The sequence below is a fragment of the Spirosoma sp. KNUC1025 genome (assembly GCF_045160025.1).
Taxonomy (GTDB): Bacteria; Bacteroidota; Bacteroidia; order Cytophagales; family Spirosomataceae; genus Spirosoma.
In genome coordinates this window covers 4,482,154-4,499,359 of sequence record NZ_CP087139.1, presented here as the reverse complement: position 1 = coordinate 4,499,359, position 17,206 = coordinate 4,482,154, and the positions used below count along the sequence as shown (strand labels likewise).

Annotated in this window: 27 protein-coding genes and 1 tRNA gene; 19 read left to right on the top strand and 9 right to left on the bottom strand. The window is 45.5% G+C overall.

Going from position 1 to position 17,206, the window contains the following annotated elements; genetic code table 11:
• Window positions 1–3: 3 nt before the first annotated feature.
• The 4 genes from LN737_RS19745 to LN737_RS19730 all read left to right on the top strand — a co-directional run bounded on the left by LN737_RS19745 (window position 4) and on the right by LN737_RS19730 (window position 3,029).
• Window positions 4–813: a TatD family hydrolase gene (locus tag LN737_RS19745; RefSeq protein WP_405511547.1), complete on the top strand. Its 810-nt coding sequence runs from the start codon at window positions 4–6 to the stop codon at window positions 811–813.
• A 7-nt stretch (window positions 814–820) separates the two neighbouring features.
• Window positions 821–1,939 (top strand): asparaginase, encoded by a 1,119-nt coding sequence (locus tag LN737_RS19740; protein ID WP_405511546.1) that lies wholly within the window; start codon window positions 821–823, stop codon window positions 1,937–1,939.
• A gap of 100 nt (window positions 1,940–2,039) precedes the next feature.
• A tRNA-Ser gene (locus LN737_RS19735) sits at window positions 2,040–2,126 on the top strand.
• A 606-nt stretch (window positions 2,127–2,732) separates the two neighbouring features.
• The gene (locus LN737_RS19730; RefSeq protein ID WP_405511545.1) at window positions 2,733–3,029 is read left to right on the top strand and encodes a hypothetical protein; all 297 of its coding nucleotides are present in this window, start codon (window positions 2,733–2,735) and stop codon (window positions 3,027–3,029) included.
• Between the two features lie 12 nt (window positions 3,030–3,041).
• On the opposite strand, the gene LN737_RS19725 is transcribed toward LN737_RS19730, so the two are convergent.
• Window positions 3,042–3,317, bottom strand: a complete 276-nt coding sequence (locus tag LN737_RS19725) for a hypothetical protein (protein ID WP_405511544.1) — start codon at window positions 3,315–3,317, stop codon at window positions 3,042–3,044.
• Between the two features lie 236 nt (window positions 3,318–3,553).
• Window positions 3,554–4,171, bottom strand: coding sequence for a hypothetical protein (locus LN737_RS19720; RefSeq protein ID WP_405511543.1), 618 nt, complete (start codon window positions 4,169–4,171; stop codon window positions 3,554–3,556).
• A gap of 795 nt (window positions 4,172–4,966) precedes the next feature.
• On the opposite strand from LN737_RS19720, the gene LN737_RS19715 reads away from it, so the two are divergent.
• A complete protein-coding gene (locus LN737_RS19715; RefSeq protein ID WP_405511542.1) occupies window positions 4,967–5,191 on the top strand; it encodes a hypothetical protein in 225 nt (74 codons plus the stop codon).
• A 1,608-nt stretch (window positions 5,192–6,799) separates the two neighbouring features.
• Here the strand turns inward: LN737_RS19715 and LN737_RS19710 are convergent.
• Window positions 6,800–7,084: a hypothetical protein gene (locus tag LN737_RS19710; protein ID WP_405511541.1), complete on the bottom strand. Its 285-nt coding sequence runs from the start codon at window positions 7,082–7,084 to the stop codon at window positions 6,800–6,802.
• Between the two features lie 279 nt (window positions 7,085–7,363).
• Between LN737_RS19710 and LN737_RS19705 the strand changes: the two genes are divergently transcribed.
• The 3 genes from LN737_RS19705 (at window position 7,364) to LN737_RS19695 (ending at window position 8,562) form a co-directional block, all read left to right on the top strand.
• Window positions 7,364–7,573, top strand: a complete 210-nt coding sequence (locus LN737_RS19705; protein WP_405511540.1) for a hypothetical protein — start codon at window positions 7,364–7,366, stop codon at window positions 7,571–7,573.
• Between the two features lie 59 nt (window positions 7,574–7,632).
• Entirely contained in the window at window positions 7,633–7,986 is a 354-nt protein-coding gene (locus LN737_RS19700; RefSeq protein ID WP_405511539.1) for a LytTR family DNA-binding domain-containing protein, read from the top strand.
• 282 nt (window positions 7,987–8,268) lie between these two features.
• Window positions 8,269–8,562, top strand: coding sequence for a metalloregulator ArsR/SmtB family transcription factor (locus LN737_RS19695; protein ID WP_405511538.1), 294 nt, complete (start codon window positions 8,269–8,271; stop codon window positions 8,560–8,562).
• A 45-nt stretch (window positions 8,563–8,607) separates the two neighbouring features.
• On the opposite strand, the gene LN737_RS19690 is transcribed toward LN737_RS19695, so the two are convergent.
• Together LN737_RS19690 and LN737_RS19685 are read right to left on the bottom strand one after the other, a co-directional pair.
• Entirely contained in the window at window positions 8,608–8,949 is a 342-nt protein-coding gene (locus LN737_RS19690; protein ID WP_405511537.1) for a hypothetical protein, read from the bottom strand.
• 507 nt (window positions 8,950–9,456) lie between these two features.
• Entirely contained in the window at window positions 9,457–9,768 is a 312-nt protein-coding gene (locus LN737_RS19685; protein ID WP_405511536.1) for a helix-turn-helix transcriptional regulator, read from the bottom strand.
• Window positions 9,769–10,066: 298 nt separating this feature from the next.
• Here LN737_RS19685 and LN737_RS19680 point away from each other — a divergent pair, with 298 nt between their 5' ends.
• Both LN737_RS19680 and LN737_RS19675 read left to right on the top strand, forming a co-directional pair.
• Window positions 10,067–10,390 (top strand): hypothetical protein, encoded by a 324-nt coding sequence (locus LN737_RS19680; RefSeq protein WP_405511535.1) that lies wholly within the window; start codon window positions 10,067–10,069, stop codon window positions 10,388–10,390.
• Between the two features lie 50 nt (window positions 10,391–10,440).
• Window positions 10,441–10,731, top strand: coding sequence for a metalloregulator ArsR/SmtB family transcription factor (locus tag LN737_RS19675; RefSeq protein WP_405511534.1), 291 nt, complete (start codon window positions 10,441–10,443; stop codon window positions 10,729–10,731).
• A gap of 49 nt (window positions 10,732–10,780) precedes the next feature.
• Here LN737_RS19675 and LN737_RS19670 read toward each other — a convergent pair whose 3' ends face one another.
• The gene (locus tag LN737_RS19670) at window positions 10,781–11,047 is read right to left on the bottom strand and encodes a helix-turn-helix transcriptional regulator (RefSeq protein WP_405511533.1); all 267 of its coding nucleotides are present in this window, start codon (window positions 11,045–11,047) and stop codon (window positions 10,781–10,783) included.
• Between the two features lie 293 nt (window positions 11,048–11,340).
• Here LN737_RS19670 and LN737_RS19665 point away from each other — a divergent pair, with 293 nt between their 5' ends.
• Window positions 11,341–11,643: a metalloregulator ArsR/SmtB family transcription factor gene (locus tag LN737_RS19665; RefSeq protein ID WP_405511532.1), complete on the top strand. Its 303-nt coding sequence runs from the start codon at window positions 11,341–11,343 to the stop codon at window positions 11,641–11,643.
• Window positions 11,644–12,176: 533 nt separating this feature from the next.
• Here LN737_RS19665 and LN737_RS19660 read toward each other — a convergent pair.
• Window positions 12,177–12,632, bottom strand: coding sequence for a hypothetical protein (locus LN737_RS19660; RefSeq protein ID WP_405511531.1), 456 nt, complete (start codon window positions 12,630–12,632; stop codon window positions 12,177–12,179).
• A gap of 134 nt (window positions 12,633–12,766) precedes the next feature.
• Complete coding sequence (locus LN737_RS19655; protein WP_405511530.1) at window positions 12,767–13,075, bottom strand: hypothetical protein; 309 nt, start codon at window positions 13,073–13,075, stop codon at window positions 12,767–12,769.
• Between the two features lie 113 nt (window positions 13,076–13,188).
• Between LN737_RS19655 and LN737_RS19650 the strand changes: the two genes are divergently transcribed.
• Window positions 13,189–13,659 carry a LexA family transcriptional regulator gene (locus LN737_RS19650; protein WP_405511529.1) on the top strand — a complete coding sequence of 157 codons (471 nt, stop codon included), beginning with the start codon at window positions 13,189–13,191 and terminating at the stop codon, window positions 13,657–13,659.
• Window positions 13,643–14,926, top strand: coding sequence for a Y-family DNA polymerase (locus tag LN737_RS19645; RefSeq protein WP_405511528.1), 1,284 nt, complete (start codon window positions 13,643–13,645; stop codon window positions 14,924–14,926). The genes LN737_RS19650 and LN737_RS19645 overlap by 17 nt, the downstream gene beginning before the upstream one ends.
• Before the next feature lie 41 nt (window positions 14,927–14,967).
• On the opposite strand, the gene LN737_RS19640 is transcribed toward LN737_RS19645, so the two are convergent.
• Window positions 14,968–15,270, bottom strand: coding sequence for a metalloregulator ArsR/SmtB family transcription factor (locus tag LN737_RS19640; RefSeq protein ID WP_405511527.1), 303 nt, complete (start codon window positions 15,268–15,270; stop codon window positions 14,968–14,970).
• A gap of 346 nt (window positions 15,271–15,616) precedes the next feature.
• Here LN737_RS19640 and LN737_RS19635 point away from each other — a divergent pair, with 346 nt between their 5' ends.
• The 6 genes from LN737_RS19635 to LN737_RS19610 are packed head-to-tail and all read left to right on the top strand — an operon-like array spanning window position 15,617 to window position 17,206.
• The gene (locus tag LN737_RS19635; RefSeq protein WP_405511526.1) at window positions 15,617–15,847 is read left to right on the top strand and encodes a hypothetical protein; all 231 of its coding nucleotides are present in this window, start codon (window positions 15,617–15,619) and stop codon (window positions 15,845–15,847) included.
• A 3-nt stretch (window positions 15,848–15,850) separates the two neighbouring features.
• Entirely contained in the window at window positions 15,851–16,168 is a 318-nt protein-coding gene (locus tag LN737_RS19630; RefSeq protein WP_405511525.1) for an HNH endonuclease signature motif containing protein, read from the top strand.
• Window positions 16,168–16,332 (top strand): hypothetical protein, encoded by a 165-nt coding sequence (locus LN737_RS19625; RefSeq protein ID WP_405511524.1) that lies wholly within the window; start codon window positions 16,168–16,170, stop codon window positions 16,330–16,332. The genes LN737_RS19630 and LN737_RS19625 overlap by 1 nt, the downstream gene beginning before the upstream one ends.
• Before the next feature lie 5 nt (window positions 16,333–16,337).
• A complete protein-coding gene (locus LN737_RS19620) occupies window positions 16,338–16,595 on the top strand; it encodes a DUF4884 domain-containing protein (protein WP_405511523.1) in 258 nt (85 codons plus the stop codon).
• Between the two features lie 33 nt (window positions 16,596–16,628).
• A complete protein-coding gene (locus LN737_RS19615; RefSeq protein ID WP_405511522.1) occupies window positions 16,629–16,979 on the top strand; it encodes a hypothetical protein in 351 nt (116 codons plus the stop codon).
• Window positions 16,979–17,206 (top strand): hypothetical protein, encoded by a 228-nt coding sequence (locus tag LN737_RS19610; RefSeq protein WP_405511521.1) that lies wholly within the window; start codon window positions 16,979–16,981, stop codon window positions 17,204–17,206. Before LN737_RS19615 ends, LN737_RS19610 begins: the two co-directional genes overlap by 1 nt.

The window sequence follows — 17,206 nt, the reverse complement described above, 5'->3', positions numbered from 1 at the left end:
CATATGACGCTTATCGACACACACGCACATATTTATGATTCCCAGTTTGATGAAGACCGGGATAAGATGTTAGAGGCAGCTGAAAAGCAGCAAATTAGTCAGATTTGGATGCCCAACTGCGCGAAGGAGACGGTCGACGGACTGATGGCCCTTGACGATCAATATCCCGACCGCTGCCTTCCCATGATGGGCCTGCATCCGGCATACGTAACCGATACGTTTGAGGAAGAGCTGGCGGCAGCGGAAGATCAACTGAACCGGAATGCTTTTATGGCTGTAGGCGAAATTGGTCTGGATTTTTACTGGGATATGACTTTCGTCGATCAGCAGTTTGTGGCGTTTGAAACGCAGCTTCGCTGGGCTGCTGAGCAAAAATTACCGGTATCGATGCATACCCGCTCGGGTCACGACCGTAATGCTTTCGCTGAAGCTGCTGACCTGATTGAGAAGCTGGCCTTACCCGGCCTGACGGGTATTTTCCATTGCTTTGTCGGAACGCTTGACGAAGCCAATCGGGCTATTGAACTGGGCTTTAAATTAGGGATTGGCGGGGTTAGTACGTTCAAAAACGGGGGTTTGGATAAGGTACTGCCACATGTTGGTCTGGATCATCTGGTTCTCGAAACCGACGCACCTTATCTAGCGCCCGTTCCATACCGGGGAAAACGGAACGAACCAGCTTTTATACGACTTATCGCTCAGCGGGTGGCCGACCTTCAGCATATTCATATCGATGACGTAGCGCGGCACACTACTGCTAATGCACTATCCTTATTGCCCGCTTTGTACACCAATCTGCTCCCTAATAATTAATAGTTCAATGCCTTATAGAACCATACACATCAATCCAACTCTTACGAATCAGGCCCGGCGATCAGTATTGGTCATTTATACCGGCGGTACGTTTGGAATGGTTTATGACCGGGGGGCTGGGCAATTAATTCCGTTCGATTTTGAGCGGGTGCTGGATCGGTTACCCGAACTAGGCCGGCTTGATTTTGCTATAACCTTACTGACGCTGAACGACATCATCGATTCGTCAAACATGAAACCTGCCGTATGGGTCGAACTGGCGCAGATCATACAGCAGAATTATGACCTGTACGATAGTTTCGTGATTTTGCACGGTACCGATACGATGTCCTATACAGCCTCGGCACTTAGTTTTATGCTGGTTGGCTTAAGTAAACCGGTTATACTGACAGGGGCTCAACTACCCATTGGTGTAGCCCGCAGTGACGCCCGCGAGAATTTTATTACCGCCCTTGAAATTGCAGCCGCCGTGGACTCGGTCGCCGTGGATTCGGCGGCTGTAGAATCGACTGGTCAGCCTATTGTGCCTGAAGTGTGCGTATATTTCAATTCGTCGCTACTTAGGGGCAATCGTTCAACCAAACGGGAAAGCGTCCAGTTTAACGCCTTTGTCTCCGAAAATTACCCGCATCTGGCTACGGCTGGTGTCAGTATCGATTATAACCGGCCGTTTATTTTGCCGTATCGACCTGATCAGACACTCAGCCTGCGTACGGTGCTGGACCCGAACGTAACGATTTTAAAACTTTTCCCCGGTATTACGCAGTCGGTTGTTGAATCGATTGTCACTAGTCCAAATCTAAGGGCTATTGTGCTTGAAACGTTTGGTGCCGGTAATGCCCCCACAGATCCCTGGTTTTTAGGCACGCTGAAAGCAGCCATAGACCGGGGCGTTTTGGTATTCAACGTATCTCAGTGCCAGGGCGGGCGCGTTACGCAGGGTCAGTACCAAACCAGTCGCCAGCTGCTGCAGATCGGTGTGATAAGCGGAGCCGATATCACAACTGAGGCCGCCGTGACAAAACTCATGGTCTTGCTGGGGCAGGAGAGCGAACGTAGTGAAACGGCAGTAAAACGTCTACAAACGCTATTGGCTCAGCCCCAGAGTGGTGAAATGAGTGAATAATTCAATTAAGCCAAAGATGAATTTTTTGACAGCATAAATTTGCGTCATTATTGGCAAACGTGCATCTTTGCACTCCATTTGTGAGACCAACAAATGAAACAGAGAGCTGCCGGAGTGGTCGAACGGGTCTGATTCGAAATCAGAAGTACTCGCAAGGGTACCGGGGGTTCGAATCCCTCGCTCTCTGCTGATAGAACGTGCAAAGTCTTGACTATCAAGAACTTGCACGTTTATTTTTTGTCCGGTTGCAATGGAGTTTCAACTATTACAGCTTGTCCGATTTTTTACCCAAAAATCGACGACTATCAACTGAAAACCGGGCAAATCCTACAGTTCATCGAAAAAGTCAGCTGAGATCGCTTACGGGTGGTACGTTTGAATCACCAACCGTAACGATTTATAGCAAAGAGCATTTACGTTTTTGAGTAAGAGTTTACAGCAGAAAGCAACTTGCCCGAGAGGCGGGTTGCTTTTTTGTTGCCTACGGGTTTACAGCTGCTTTGAATACAAAATCTGATGATCTGGGAGCCGTTAGGCCAATTGGTTTCGCTGGTGATAGCTGAACTGACGGATGTTGAGCAATAGAAATTGACGCAAACACAAACCCCCGGTAAGCGCCGGGGGCTGTATACACTTTATCCTTAATAGGGTATGCTTTACCCTACACTCTTTAAACAAACTAGATTGAAAGCCTCCCCTGAGCTACTGCGCCTTTACGCCTGAAAACGACAGATTTACGAGCGGGAATGGCCTGTTTTTCTTATTTTTAAACCGTCGAATAAATTTTACAAAAATGACCGCTGATGAGCTCGATACACTGCCAGGCGGCACGAAGATCTACCTGCCAGTTGAGTGGTTCGTTAAAGATTGGGTTTTCGTAGGTCGGGTAGGAGAGACGAATTACTTTACCGTACTGCATCCACCGGATGCACAGGGCGACGTGCCCAACAAACGACCGGTCTATTTCCATGCCCTGGATTTACTACCGGCAGCTTTGGATGAACAGATTGCCTGGTTACAGGTAATAAGCTGGATGGAAGAGCGGAAATCCTGGATCTACCAGCAAAAATTGGCCGCTGTTTACAAATGATTCATTGAAAATTTACCCAATTAACTCTTCTATCCGTAAGGCCGATTGATAGGCTTCCCGCTGCCTTTCGTGCAGCTTATCCTGCTTAACCTCTTTCGGTACTTTATTTTCCAGAATCACCTGCCAGCCAGTGCATGTTATACGTCGGTAATAAACTAAGGAGCTACTACCCGGTCTGTACAGTGTACGTACGTCGTACGGATAAAGTAAGATATACTGAGCCGTTCGGGCGTAGTCAATAAACTTTCGCACTGATATATAGCTGCCTGGTTGCTGTGGTCTTTCCATTTTTAAAGGTTTTGCCGGGTAGACTAGATGCATTTTCAGTAATTTACAATAGCGGCCTAGAAATAGTGAACAACAAAAAAGCCCAGCTCAATTCGTCTGGGCATTTGGCAGTTAATTTATACTTTAAGTAATACACCTTGGACGGCAGATTCAGTTAAGGTCACATTTTCGATTAGTATTCAGGGGAAGTATTTTATTGATTCGCTACTCAAAACATTTTATGGGCTTGGGACCGCTTAGTGCAGTAGACTAATTCCCATTCCTCCTAACCAGCCCAGGCAAAGGGCTAGCAGGGTATATAGATAGCGGAGTCGATGATGAGCTGGATTGGAAAACAAGAGAAAGATAAAGGCGACTGTCGCTACCAGTGTGCCATAGGCGATCAAGTTAGCATAGTTGAAGAATATTCCTGACTCCCGAGCGGTTGCCTTCAGTAGGCAAATGAGCAGATCCGCCAGTAGGATCGTTACGTTTAGGTGCAGCGTACTGAATGGCTGCGGGTTTTTTAACCGACGGACTGGCTCCTGTTGCTGGTCAGGTACGGGTACACCAGATAGTTCATCAAAAATAGCCTGGGCAATTCGTTTAGGCGTTATGTCCGTGCGTTCATAGAGAAACAGCCACTTTTCATCATCCTGACGGCTCGACTCGGTTTGAAAGTGAATGAGGTACTTCCGAAAGGCGGAAGGATGATGCCGACCAACTACGTCGGTTCGGTTTTGGAGTTGCTTCTCGGCAAAAGCCGTTAACTCCAACTCTTCAACGCGCACCCGTGTCAGCAGGGCCGGGCTGTTCAGTTTTGCGAGCTCATGGCTCACCATCTCAACTGAGATATCATCGTGGATTGGTTTCATGAGCCAGTTCGGGCGGTATATGCGCTTGTATTATAGAAGATAATAGGATGGTATGCTTGTGTAAATAAGATTTTGTTAACGATTATTAAATCAATATAAACTTAATATATACATCGTAAAAGATATATTTATTATTAGGTATTGTATATAAAGATTGCTGGTAAAAATACTTGAGTATTTTCTAGGATATGTTAAAAAGCCGTGAAAAGTTACCACAGTAGAAGTATTCACCCGCGTTGACGTACAAACCATCCATGGCGCAAGGGTAACGGCCTACTCATCCTACTACCGCTGTACCTGTCGCTTTATTTTATGTCTGCATAAGGGCAGACTATACTATCATCGCCGGAGCGATATACACCAATACATTATCCCACTTGACTCCTTTTTGACAAGGATTAGAATAAAAAAACGGACTAGCAAAGCCAGTCCGTTTTTTTATATGATGGATGATTTATGGAAGATAGTTGCATAATTCCATAATGCTGTAAAATGTTCATTTGTTCCTTTGAAAAATGATAATTTATTCAAATTCTAATTAACGCATCCTTAATTCGGTTGGCTCAAGCTATCGGTTAACGCCAAGGGCTTAGGAGGGTTGTGGTAGTGCTGGTGTACCGATCACTCTATTTTTGGGTATCCCTGGCTGGCTAAACTGCCTTGTTTACCAAAAAACGGGCGAAAACAGCAGTTCATCGAAAATTTAATGGTTCATATGATTAAAGCGTTAATGATTTTTGATTGCTTTATGTTACCTTGTTGAGCAATCCGTAACATAAACTTCCCTATTAACGTATGTATCTCTATGATGTTGATCTATGGCTCAATGGAGCCCTGATGAGCTTAAGTGCAGGCGCTTTTCTCTACTTTCTGATCAGTAGTCTCCTGTTCCCTATAAATCCTAAACCATCCACCGTCTCAAAGGGGGAGTCATCGGCTCAGGGCGTATCCCGTCGAATGCGGATAAATCGGGTAATTACCCAACTGGCCCGGCCTAAGGTAGGCCGTAAAGCGATTTAATGATCAAGAAGCCTGAGCCGTAAGGCGAGGCACCAGTTGCCAGATCACAGGCGCTTCCCCGTGATCCCAAAAAAGGGGGCTGATCATGTCGGCCCCCTTTTTGGGTGTTACCAGCTTGTCTTAAAAGTAGTAAAGTAAGATTAAACGGTTTTATACCAGCTTACTTGTAAGTAAGTTTATCAGGGATTGGAAAGCAACTGGCCATATAGGTTGGGTTTTGTTTTGGGGATCGTTTATAATCCGGGTTTAACTAAACTGACAATTCTGTATTCTACCTTTACCCCACCCGGTAAGCGTTGACTTCAAGCAGCCTTCTACTGGTGTGGATAGGAAACGAAAGCAACTCAGCCTATGCCGGGTTGCTTTTTTACTGACAGGTCTTGCCAGTCGGTTAAGCCGAGAAACAATTTTTTGAAATATTATTTGATGAACATAAAACCATATATAAACTAACATCGTATGTATCAATAAATTACCATACCAACTCTTTATTGATGCGCCCCAACAAACCAACAAACGATCAAGCAGTAAAATCCGGGTTAGTTGAAAAACCCCTCAGTTATGCTCAATTCACGCGGCTCCTGGCCCAGTACAAACGAGCTGTTTATGAATCCATGTATCAAGGCCCCATCCCGATAAGCACCTTGTTACTTACATACGATGAACAGCAACTATCGGACTGTTTTCGGTCAAAAACAGTCCGATAGTTGCTGTTCATCGAAAACCCAGTTATGACCCTCTGGCCGGATGTACCTTTGTATCACCTAATCGGAAGAAAGGGTGATAGTTAAAGGTTTATGAGGAATTAATTGGAAAGCAACTTACCCGCGAGGTGGGTTGCTTTTTTGTTGCTTAGCGCTACAACCTCGCCAGTTCTAGGTTACAAATGATCGCGCTTAGAATAGTGGAGATGTAGGCTTGCAGACACGATTATCAAGGACCAAAGAAGTTAACACCTGGTTTAACCAAGCGCTTATCGTAAGTCTGAACACACCCAAAGCCTGACAGTCGTGAATAGATGAGGGAAAAGACAAGCCCCCGTTATGAAGCGGGGGCTTGTGCCGTTATCTAACTAGTAAGCAGCGTATCAACTGCTTAACTCTATGACTTCGAAAAACGCAAAAAGTCAATCTGATAAGTCATTAATAACCAGTAGAGTTACCCTATTTTATCGAGTAGTTCGCTTGCTTTCAAGGAATTAAGCCGCCCACTAAATTTGAGTCCATGTCGACCCTGGAAACTGGGATGTCAGCACCCAGCAGTTTGCTGGGAACAGTACCCGGTCGGAGCCTCTATACCCATTTATTTCTACCCGATGCTGAAGATGTGATAACTAACTGCAGACCAATATACATTGACGCTGTGCTGCTTCTCCCCGCCATACTGGATGAGCAAGCGACCTGGCGACAGTAGCCGCTGGATTTGAAGAAAGAAACCAGTGAATTTATAGCCCTAAATGAATATAAGTTAATAATTTATTTATAAGTTATATTCATTGTTACCGGATTGATTAAATGGTCATTTTAAGGATATAGCGATAAATAATAGTACTATTTTTCTCCAGGGGTATCTCTAACTTTACTAGCATAATTTTTGATGATTGATCTATCATGGATTTAACTGCTGAACGCTTATCGGTTCGTGCTCGCTTGACGTCCCGTTGTGTTCTGACTTAACTTTTTGTTTCAGCATTCGTCGCATTGCTCGACTGGCCAGGATAACAATAACCAAAGCGACCCACATCCAAAGAATATCAAGAATGACCATCAACACAAACCCGCCAATGGGATGGTACTGATGAAGCGTGTTGTAGAGCGTAGCGAAGACAGACCGAAAAAGTGAAGGCAGCGCCAGCATGGCGACTATAGGCACAAAGACAGATCGTTTGTTCATAGGCTGAGGATGGTAGAATTAAACCAGGCAAAACTAGAGACCTCATCGCCATTCCGAAAACACCTCCGCTCAATTTTACTGTATGGCTCACTGATATAGGCTACGGGATAAAAGCATCATTGATTGGTCCTATTTTATCAAAAAATCGTCGCCCATCAATAGGAAACGATACTGTTCAATATAATTCGTTGGTCGCTTAAACCTTTAAGTAGATTTCCGCTCTATGATCAGGAAAAGGGTGTAATGTTGCCCTGTCTGATTGTCCCAGTGATAAAGGCTATGCGTCATCGAGTAGTTATCTGGCTGTTCGTTTCGGGAATCCTGTTAAGCGTCTTCGGCTATTCGGCGGCCTGGATTGATTGGGTGCAGGATTATCGAACCGGTATGTATGCCAGCCATCCCCTGGAAGCGATCCTGGAAACAAGTGCTATAGCGCTTTACACCTTCCTGGGTGCCCGCTTCATCTTTAGTCGAATACGATTCTTTTGACGAGAAGATCATTCAGCTTATACGATCCCATTCAACACGCACCTCAATTATTTTTTAGGATGGTTACTCAACCACAGGATGATGTTCCCAACCACGTTCCGGGCTACCGATTGATCCACGATGCTCAGCGTATTATTCGGCTGGAAGGCAAAGGCAATTACACGCTGGTTTATTTGCTGGACTGTGACAAGCCAATATTGATAAGCTATACCTTAAAGCGCTTTGAAGCGCATCTACCGGCCTTCCTCCGCATCCATCGATCGGCGCTGATCAATCCTGCTTACATTGTGCAGGTTAGTCGAACGAACCCCAAGATAATGTTCGTTAAATTAACCACGGGGGAGACCATCCCGGTGTCCCGGCGTCGAATGATGGAAACCCTGATTCGGCTGAATCGCCGGAAAAGCAGATAGATTTTTTTATCTACTCCATTACCTACGTTTAAAACTAAGGCAACAAAAAAGCCCAGCTCAATTCGTCCGGGCATTTGGCAGTTAACTTGTACTTGTAACTATACGCCTTAGACGACGGATTTAGCAAACGTCACATCATAAGTACGCATTCATATGAATTCTTTTTTAATTTGTCCACTATTACCCGAGCGGGCTCTGGTACCTGAAGCGCCCAACGAGTTCTCCGCTCCCTAAACAGATCGGTCAGATTGGTATAAAGTCCAGAAATAGAATTGTGTACCTATGTCCTCACCATTAAAAGACGTCAAAGTGGGTAAGACGGCTGCGCTCCTAAAATCAATTGCCCATCCCATCCGTCTGCGTATCCTGTTAGCCCTCACGAAAAAATCCGGAATCACGGTGTCCGCCTTACAGGGGCAACTGCAGGTTGAACTAACTCAGCTGTCGAGGTATCTGAAATTAATGGCTGGTCAGGGTATTTTGAGACGACGACGAAAAGGAAATGAGATCTATTATTCGATTGCCAATGACGCCCTTCAAAAAGCGTTAACGGTGTTTATTGCTCAGCAAGAATAAGGCGGACCTTAATCAATCCAGTTCCGCGAAATGATTCCCGATCCATTAGTTGCTCAGGGTTAAGGTGATGGTCATTTGTAGGCCATCAATGAACCGCTCTTGAATAAACAACCCCTCCTGTTCATCAATGAGCCGATCGCCTACCTGCGGTAAGTTGCCAAAGGTAGCATGGTAAATCTGCATACTGGCAAAACAGTGACTAAGCCGGTTCACATACACGGCAGCTACAACCGGATCTTCATACCAGTCCGGTAAGCGAGACCGCTTCTTGATACGGGCCAGTAGCCGTTCCGAAAACTGGAACGCAATTTTCCATTGGTTAATCGTCCATCCTGGATCATGAATCGGCTCAAGTATCGACAGACTTGGCCCGTGCGTAAGTCCCATAAGGTTCAAAACGGATAAAGGCGAGGAAAGGCAAGAAGTAACGTATAAATCTAACAATAATACATATGAATAACAATGGGTGAATGGCAATTACCAATCCTGTGTACCCATCAGCACAAACCAATTTGCGCAGGTTGATTGTGCCCTGGTGAACCCGGTAAATTGTAGTTGTGATTGGTGCTCAGCCCTGGCGGAGATTCCTCAGAGCATTGTGTGGTATTCCATACCCATATTCCTCAACGTTATCCTATGACAGACGACGACAAACTGATCTGGTGGCAACATTGATTGAAACCATTGCTTAAACCACGCGCCTTCGTATTCTGCTTGCCTCAACGGAACATTATTCTCTGAATGTATCCACCTTGCAGCGTCAACTTCGCTAGCCCCCTTCATTTGGTAGAAGCAGGACTGACTAGTTAATCCCCCTACCACAAAAAAACGTCCGGCTCGTCAAAAAGCCGGACGGTATACCCCCATGATCTATACGGAATAGTTTACTAGAATCTACATATAGTTTGTTTGGATCAGGCGCATCACCTGAATGAGCGACGCATCGGCCAGTGCGTAATACTGTTCATGGCCCCGTTGCTGACTGCTCAGCAGCCGCTGCTCCTGTAAACACGTCAAGTGGCTGGATAAAATCGGAATGTTTAGTTGAAGTTGTTGCTGTAAAACCCCAGCGGGCAGAGCACCTGTCTGGCTCAAGGCCAGCATAATCTGTAGACGGCAGGGCTGGGCCAACGCATCCAGTGCCGCTACCAGCTGGTCAATTTTTAACGAATCTGTCACTAATTGTTGGGGGTACAACTGGTTCATAATCGTATTGTCAACCGTTTTTTAGCAATAGTTATATCTACTTTATTTATAAACCGAAATTAGTGGTAACATCGGTTTAAAAACGGGCTTTTCGATGAACTGGTTGTTTTGCCCGTTTTTTGGTAGAAAAAGGGGAAAACTGGTAGATAATGCCCGTTAAGCGGTTTACTATACTGGATCGATAAAAAAAAGATCGAAGTGCCTACTTTTTTCCTTTATACTGGCAGTCATTGCTTTTGAGTAAACTACTAAGTACTATTACTTAAAAATTGAGCAACCTAAACGATCAACTTTATCCATGATGAATTATGCGCTCATTCACCAAATCCAGTCGGAGAACGATCAACTGCAACAGTTAACCCCCAAACACGGCCCGGATCGGCTCCTTAGCGGGTGTAAGCAGCTCAGCCACCTGGCTAAACAGCTAAGAAGCGGGAATCCGGATAAACCCGGTTTTTGTTTAGCCTATACCATTCTATTGGTCAATGCCGGAATGGAGCTGGATCAACTGCAGAGCAGCTATATGCTTGCCATACTGGACCAGCAGAATATTATTCATTACACGCTACAGTTTGAGCGGGTTCAGTATCAGGTTAACCTGGCTGTTTCGATGATTTTGTAAGGGCCCTTCACCTGCCCATCGCAGGCGCCTTAAGTTTACCTAACCTACCTATGATACCAACAGATCAAGCCATCAACAAAATCGCTGACATAGTAAAAACCATTGCCAATTCAACGCGGGTTCAGATTATGCTGCTCCTTTCCCAGACTGATGCCCTTAGTGTATCGAGTCTACAACAGCAGCTTCAGATCGAACAATCGGTGTTGTCGCATGCGCTTATCTTAATGAAAGATCGGGGCATTCTTTCAAGCCAGCGACGGGGTAAAGAGATGTATTACTCACTAGCCTATCCGGATGCGATGGAAATTATATACTGGGCCGTGAATAGGGTAAAGCGCTAAACTTTGGTTCTATACGATAAGAGTTGTTTATATAAGCGAAACGATTCGCTTAAAACAGGCGAGTCAACCTTAAGACGGCTTTATTGGCCAGGGAATAATACAGCTCATTGTCCCGCTGTCGACTGTGCACAAGGTCCTGCTTCTTCAGCTCATTTACATGACTCGAGAGCGCAGAGAAACTAATGGGTAACCGCTGGTGAAGCGCTGACAGAGAAAGTGAGGACTGCTCACTGAGGACAAAAAGAATGCGCAACCGCATTGGATCGGCGAGAACCTGCATGGTCTCAACCACCTGATCAATTTGTAAAGTAGTCATCGTGTTAAGTAGAAGCGTGGCCTAGTCATGAGATGCTATTAATATATACTGTTTAATCCGTTTTTAGTTATAAAGTTATTTACTGGTAACAACGGTTATACTACTCTTCATTAATAGGGGAACAGTTTGTTGGTATATATCCGGCGAATCAGTATTAGTGAACTTAACAAAGGCCTTATGGAGCTGAGGGTTGAACTAGTCTATAATAAACTAGAAATATAAATCTATATTAATGTTTGTATTTAACTTATGTCTATATTTACCTATCTGTAACTCTTCGATGATTAACTTTTATGCCAAACTTATCCATTGATCGGGCCGCTGACGTGTTGAAAGCAGTAGCCCATCCGAGCCGAATTCGCATCGTGCTGGCGTTAACTCAGCAGGCTTCCATCAATGTATCGTCTTTGCAGCAGCAACTCCAGCTGGAGCAGTCGCTATTGTCCCAGCATTTGACTAAGCTAAAAGACAAGAAGATTCTTATTAGCCAGCGGCAGGGAAGTGAAATTTATTATTCCCTGGCGGACCCTACTGTTGTGGACGTGCTCCAGCTGATGTTGATCCTAACGGAGTCAAAAAGAAAGCATAGGGTTTAATTATTAACAATTTGGTAACACATGAGGTTAGGAATAGGCAATCACCTAATGATAAACCTCATGAAACCTAACAGCAACCTGCCTGATCAGAGCAGGGCCGAGTCGCACAGCCCCCTGGAGTTCGGTCGATTATGGGCCCAATACAAACGAGCCGTCTATGAAAAGGAATACGTTTATAGACCCGCTATGTCCATTCGTTCAGCTAAAAAATAGCCAATACCACAGCTGGCCTTCCAGAGCCATCAAAGTAGAGTATTTTTCGTACCAGCTACCAAGACATAGGGACGGCAGCAGAGGGGTTAATTCAATTAACCCCTCTATCCGTAAGGCCGACTGATACGCTTCCCGCTGCTTCTGGGGTAGCCAGTCCTACTTTTCGATATCCCCGGCGCTTTATTGGCCAGAATCACCTCCCAGCCGATACCAGTGATGCGTTTATAGAAAATAGTATTGATGCGTATACAGAGGTATTCACCTGCGTTGTACTATAAATCGTCCATAGCGCAAAGATAACGAGCGATTCAGTGGTTTCTTTAGACAACGCCCCACTTGGCTTTCATCGCCTGAATTCGCTTCTGAGCAAGATCTATTCTTTGCATCAGATTTTCGATATGCTCTTTGCTGGACTGCTGTTGCTGACTGACGAGTGTCAGGATCTGCGTAGCACGCTGCATAGTAATTTCAGCGTTTTGAGCGCAAACAACTCTGATTTTCACCGCTTCAATCCTACCATTCGGTTTAGCTAAAAGAATTTCCCAGGTTCTCTGAATTAACGCTAGTGGCTCGCGGACCAAATTCCCATCAAAGGATTCAACGGAAAGATTGATGGCTTTACCCGTGTCACCTTTAAGTTTTATGCTCTCCAAGTGCCAGCCCGCCCGGACTAAGCCATTTAAAACGCTAAAACAGGACTCTACGTCAGGTCCAGCGAAACTGTGCTCACCAAACTCACCTTTTTGATTTAGACCGGAGAAAAAGACGAACTCCATGTGAGTTAGGGAGAAGTGGATAAGGTAACTATCGTCGCAAAAAAGGCGCTGTGACGGGTTATAGTTCAAATAAATTATTTAGTGGCCAGATGCTCTCTACCTAACACGTCTTAGGTATCTTTTTGATCTTCTGATTACGTATCATACTCCCGCCGTTCCCCGTCAATTCCAGTCTGCTTCAAAGCGCTCCCAAGCATTTCATGAGCCGTATCGGCTAACTCCTGAAGTTTTTCAACAACAATCGCATAATCGCTGATGACCCGCTCAACGGTAAAATCCGAGCGGGGAATCTGCAGTACATTATAGGCAGGCGGCAAGACGGCCGTCAGCCGGGGCGCCAGTAGTATGTGTACGTAGGACGTATCATCCGGAAACTGGATCTCATCGACAAAATCCAGTTGCTTCAACTGGGCCGCAGTTTGGGCTACTTGTTCATTTGTCATTGTGTTTTGTCATCAAAACTAACGCGTCCTTGTATTTTATTTGTATGATAGATAACAAAAGTATATTATAGCGGTTTGATGCACTAGCAGCCGACACCGCTATGATCGATAGTATGGATAAAATCCCTCCTGAGAATATCTTTCGCGTCAGTTACACCAACCGAAAAGGGAGGGCAAAAACTATTCCACTGTTCCTCAGCTACGTACAGGCGGGCTTTGCTTCGCCCGCTGAAAACTACATCGAACGGCGACTGAATTTGCATGATCTCTGCGTTCAATACCCCGATGCGACGTATTTCGTTCGGGTAGCGGGTGATTCGATGATAGGCGCCCACATTTTACCCGGCTCTATTCTAGTCGTTGATGCGGTTAGGCCCATCAAAAGCGGATCGATCATCGTTGCCTGGCTGAATGGGGAATGCTGCGTCAAGTACTTTGTTCGCACTGGGAGAATGATTACGCTGCACCCAGCTAATCCAAACTACACGCCAACCTTCGTGCATCTGGACCGGGATAATCTGCGTGTTATGGGTACGGTCACCTACATCGTTTCAAAACCAGAGCCCTATGTTCAGCTTGATTGATGCCAACGCCTTTTACGTAAGCTGTGAGCGTAGCTTTGATCCGTCCCTGGAAGGCAAGCCCGTCATTGTCTTATCGAACCGCGATGGTTGCGTAGTTGCCCGTTCCGATGAAGCTAAGGCTCTCGGGATAAAAATGGGTCAACCTTTCTTTGAATTGGAGGAGCTACGCAACCAGCACGAAATTTCCGTGTTTTCCTCAAATTATACCCTCTACGGCGATATGTCCTCGCGTTTTCATAGTATCCTTCTGAACTTTGTGGAGGACGTTGAGGTGTACAGTATCGACGAAGCCTTTATCAAGGTGGATGATTATACGGGTGTTTATCCGAGCTATGAGGGATTAGGAAAAGCGATCAAAGAAACCGTCAATCAATGGATACGTATACCGGTCTGCGTGGGGTTTGGGCCTACGAAAACGCTGGCAAAAGTTGCTAACAAGCTGGCTAAATCAAATCCGGATTATGAGGGCGTGTGCGTACTGGAGTCGGTCGAATCCATTACCGAAGCCCTGCAAAACTTTGCTGTTAAGGATTTATGGGGCGTGGGTGGGCGCTACGCAGCGATGCTCAAACGGAATGGTATCACCACAGCGGCTCAGCTTCGGGATGCGCCGGATGAATGGGTCAATAAGGTCATGACCGTCAACGGTCTTCGGATGGTCCATGAATTGCGCGGCTTTCCCTGTAAGTTTTTAGAGGTTAGTCAGCCTGCCAAGAAAGTAATCCTCACAGCGCCTTCATTTGGTAAGTTGATTCCGGATCTGGAAACGATCACCGACGCCCTGACCAGCTATCTAACCCGCTCCTGCGAAAAGCTGCGTAAACAGGATTCGCTTTGCGGGGCTGTCACCGTGTTTTTGCATACCGATCGATTCCGACGTACACCCGGCAACGGCTTACCCGCCAAACAGTACAGCAATAGCATCACGGTTCCTTTGCCCCATCCAACCAGTGCCACGCCTGAACTCTTGAAATATGCGGTTTCTGGACTGAAGGCCATCTTTCGCTATGGCTATAATTATCAAAAAGTTGGCGTGATGCTGACCGATCTGGTACCCCTAGATTACCGGCAAAAGGGAATCTTTGTGGAGGGCCCCGATGAGAAGCTCTTACAACTATCCGGTGTTGTAGACCGGCTCAACAAACGATATGGCCAGGATAAGTTGCGGCTGGCCAGTCAGCTGTACAATCCCGAGTGGCCGATGAAACAGAATTATTTATCGAAGCGGTATACGACGCGCTGGGAGGAGATATTGACGGTTAGTTGAACTGGCAGATAAATAGAATTAAGGGGCTTCATAGCCCCTCATTAGCCTTTTGGAATCAATCTACTGCCTACCATTAGCTTAGTGATCTCGATAACAGTCGGATCGGCTATAGAGTAATATATCTCTTTTCCCTTACGGGTATGGTGTAATATCCCCTGATCATTCATTTTAATCAAGTGATGAGATAGCAGTGATTGTTCTATATTCAGCAGGTTCTGGAGCGAACCGACGTTTATGGAAGCTTGCTCCGTCAGGTGCATGACGATCTGCATACGGATAGGATGCGCCAATGCTTTGAGTAATTCGGCGGCCTGATTGGTTTTTTTGTCAATTGTATCTTCCATAAGAGGAACGTATTAAGTTCGTTTGTTGAAAGGTACCACCCTTAATCCATTAATGCTATTTAATATTTAAATAATAATATTATTGTTTGTTTTTCATCAAACTAAATTCAAACTGAGACACTACCAGATATTGACGGTGAAATAGAGAGTTTGGAATGCGAGTAAAGTACCGTTATGCCCTATCCCAGTAGCTAGACTTAAAAACGCCCGGTTAACGATAACCGGGCGTTTTTATATACTCAGTCCTGTCTAGGTATATTTTCATATAAATTATATCGATGATTTCTTAAATATTATAAATATTATCTATAATTGTACATTGCCTACCGTAATCAAAAATTCAATCATGAACGTTGCTTCTCAGAATGCTTCCTCGCATTCGATTCCAACTCCTCCATTTTACTTATCGGCTTACTTACGACGGCGACAGGCCGTTTCTCAGTTTTATCGCCACTGTAATCAATTGACGGGGCGGACAGCGCAATTAGAACTTACCCGAAACGGAAAGTCCATCGGCTACTATTCACTTCATCGCTATTCGGATCGGCACACAGTCACATTCACTCCCTATCCATAGGCCATGCCGACTCAAAAGCGAGTTGACCGACGTACGCATTCCGGCAAGTCCGTTCAGCCAACCCAGCGCGTCAACGAAAGTCGAGGTGGTAATGCCGACACCCAGATCTACCGTCGCAAACGCTGGCGTGATTTCCGAATCTCCGTACTGCGAGATGAACCGTTTTGCCGGGAATGCGCCAAGATCGGTAAGCAGATCATTGCCAAAGAACTGGACCACATCATACCCGTAAAGAAGGAAGGCGAAATGTACGATCGGGATAACGTTCAGCCTCTTTGCTCCAGTTGCCACAGTCGTAAATCAAGAAGTGACAGATCGTAATGGGACTGATTCTTATCTGCAAACACAAGTGGTCTCCCTGGTATCAGGGGGTTGAGGAGTGGATGGACAACGCCTATAACGTACCCAATTTCTGCCACCGTCAGCGCTACCAGCGTCGGTGCCAGTGCTGTAACAACGTTCAGTATAGCTATTTAAAACCGTAACATTTATGAAAACCATTAATCTTCTGCTCTTTGTCTTACTGCTGTTGGGCTGTAAAGAAAAGCCAATCAAAAATCAAAACACCAATAATCCCAACTTCCAGCTGTCCTATCTATTTGAGGTGGATGGCTGTAAGGTGTACCGTTTTTTCGATGGTAGCGAGTCGGTTTACCTGACTACCTGTAAGGGCAAAGTGAGCTATGAATACGATAGAGATAATACTACCTACCGTGTCCAATCATTGACTGAAGAGGTAGAAAACTAAGCAACTATGAGTTTCGGAACCCATACTCCGCCAATGCCTGCCAAAGAAGCAAACTTGCTTCACCAGCTAGTCACTGATTACGAACGCTACAAACAGCAAGGCTTTATTGATGCCGCGCATGATGTCCTACGGATCATCCAACGTACCTGTGATCGGGTTATCGAAAATCCGGATCTGTTCAAACCGAAAGAGGAAATCCAAGTGACTACCAAAGCCGGCAACGCTTGGGTAGTGCTCAATGGGGATGATCAGAAAGAATCACCAATGGCATCTGATTCTACGGAAAACGTAGCCGTACCCAGTGATGCTCCAGAAGATGAGTCTACTCCTGACACGATAACGGTACCAGGTTACAGGGTTAATAAAAAGAGGGTTGTTCAATAATGAAGATCACCTATACCTATAAAAACACCAAGGTGACTATTGATCAGCCTGGTCCTGCCGATGCCAATGCGGTTGATGAGCTTTGTCAACGTATCCACAGCGCTCCAGCAACCGTACAGGTCAGTCTTCAGGCTGATGATGGTACGGTCTTTTTTGGAACAGTCGAGGAGTTGAATATTCTAACCCGCTGTTTGCAGAATCAGATTTTTAAACCCAGCAGCAACTAA

What these genes read in the sequence shown, in the direction of transcription:
- LN737_RS19655 (WP_405511530.1), bottom strand. Translation starts at nt 13,075, where the DNA reads ATGACAAATGAACAAGTAGCCCAAACTGCGGCCCAGTTGAAGCAACTG.
- LN737_RS19620 (WP_405511523.1), top strand. Translation starts at nt 16,338, where the DNA reads ATGAAAACCATTAATCTTCTGCTCTTTGTCTTACTGCTGTTGGGCTGT.
- LN737_RS19700 (WP_405511539.1), top strand. Translation starts at nt 7,633, where the DNA reads ATGGTTACTCAACCACAGGATGATGTTCCCAACCACGTTCCGGGCTAC.
- LN737_RS19630 (WP_405511525.1), top strand. Translation starts at nt 15,851, where the DNA reads ATGCCGACTCAAAAGCGAGTTGACCGACGTACGCATTCCGGCAAGTCC.
- LN737_RS19725 (WP_405511544.1), bottom strand. Translation starts at nt 3,317, where the DNA reads ATGGAAAGACCACAGCAACCAGGCAGCTATATATCAGTGCGAAAGTTT.
- LN737_RS19645 (WP_405511528.1), top strand. Translation starts at nt 13,643, where the DNA reads ATGTTCAGCTTGATTGATGCCAACGCCTTTTACGTAAGCTGTGAGCGT.
- LN737_RS19690 (WP_405511537.1), bottom strand. Translation starts at nt 8,949, where the DNA reads ATGGGACTTACGCACGGGCCAAGTCTGTCGATACTTGAGCCGATTCAT.
- LN737_RS19675 (WP_405511534.1), top strand. Translation starts at nt 10,441, where the DNA reads ATGATACCAACAGATCAAGCCATCAACAAAATCGCTGACATAGTAAAA.
- LN737_RS19665 (WP_405511532.1), top strand. Translation starts at nt 11,341, where the DNA reads ATGCCAAACTTATCCATTGATCGGGCCGCTGACGTGTTGAAAGCAGTA.
- LN737_RS19695 (WP_405511538.1), top strand. Translation starts at nt 8,269, where the DNA reads ATGTCCTCACCATTAAAAGACGTCAAAGTGGGTAAGACGGCTGCGCTC.
- LN737_RS19685 (WP_405511536.1), bottom strand. Translation starts at nt 9,768, where the DNA reads ATGAACCAGTTGTACCCCCAACAATTAGTGACAGATTCGTTAAAAATT.
- LN737_RS19635 (WP_405511526.1), top strand. Translation starts at nt 15,617, where the DNA reads ATGAACGTTGCTTCTCAGAATGCTTCCTCGCATTCGATTCCAACTCCT.
- LN737_RS19745 (WP_405511547.1), top strand. Translation starts at nt 4, where the DNA reads ATGACGCTTATCGACACACACGCACATATTTATGATTCCCAGTTTGAT.
- LN737_RS19670 (WP_405511533.1), bottom strand. Translation starts at nt 11,047, where the DNA reads ATGACTACTTTACAAATTGATCAGGTGGTTGAGACCATGCAGGTTCTC.
- LN737_RS19680 (WP_405511535.1), top strand. Translation starts at nt 10,067, where the DNA reads ATGATGAATTATGCGCTCATTCACCAAATCCAGTCGGAGAACGATCAA.
- LN737_RS19705 (WP_405511540.1), top strand. Translation starts at nt 7,364, where the DNA reads ATGCGTCATCGAGTAGTTATCTGGCTGTTCGTTTCGGGAATCCTGTTA.
- LN737_RS19715 (WP_405511542.1), top strand. Translation starts at nt 4,967, where the DNA reads ATGTATCTCTATGATGTTGATCTATGGCTCAATGGAGCCCTGATGAGC.
- LN737_RS19610 (WP_405511521.1), top strand. Translation starts at nt 16,979, where the DNA reads ATGAAGATCACCTATACCTATAAAAACACCAAGGTGACTATTGATCAG.
- LN737_RS19660 (WP_405511531.1), bottom strand. Translation starts at nt 12,632, where the DNA reads ATGGAGTTCGTCTTTTTCTCCGGTCTAAATCAAAAAGGTGAGTTTGGT.
- LN737_RS19720 (WP_405511543.1), bottom strand. Translation starts at nt 4,171, where the DNA reads ATGAAACCAATCCACGATGATATCTCAGTTGAGATGGTGAGCCATGAG.
- LN737_RS19640 (WP_405511527.1), bottom strand. Translation starts at nt 15,270, where the DNA reads ATGGAAGATACAATTGACAAAAAAACCAATCAGGCCGCCGAATTACTC.
- LN737_RS19650 (WP_405511529.1), top strand. Translation starts at nt 13,189, where the DNA reads ATGGATAAAATCCCTCCTGAGAATATCTTTCGCGTCAGTTACACCAAC.
- LN737_RS19615 (WP_405511522.1), top strand. Translation starts at nt 16,629, where the DNA reads ATGCCTGCCAAAGAAGCAAACTTGCTTCACCAGCTAGTCACTGATTAC.
- LN737_RS19730 (WP_405511545.1), top strand. Translation starts at nt 2,733, where the DNA reads ATGACCGCTGATGAGCTCGATACACTGCCAGGCGGCACGAAGATCTAC.
- LN737_RS19710 (WP_405511541.1), bottom strand. Translation starts at nt 7,084, where the DNA reads ATGAACAAACGATCTGTCTTTGTGCCTATAGTCGCCATGCTGGCGCTG.
- LN737_RS19740 (WP_405511546.1), top strand. Translation starts at nt 821, where the DNA reads ATGCCTTATAGAACCATACACATCAATCCAACTCTTACGAATCAGGCC.
- LN737_RS19625 (WP_405511524.1), top strand. Translation starts at nt 16,168, where the DNA reads ATGGGACTGATTCTTATCTGCAAACACAAGTGGTCTCCCTGGTATCAG.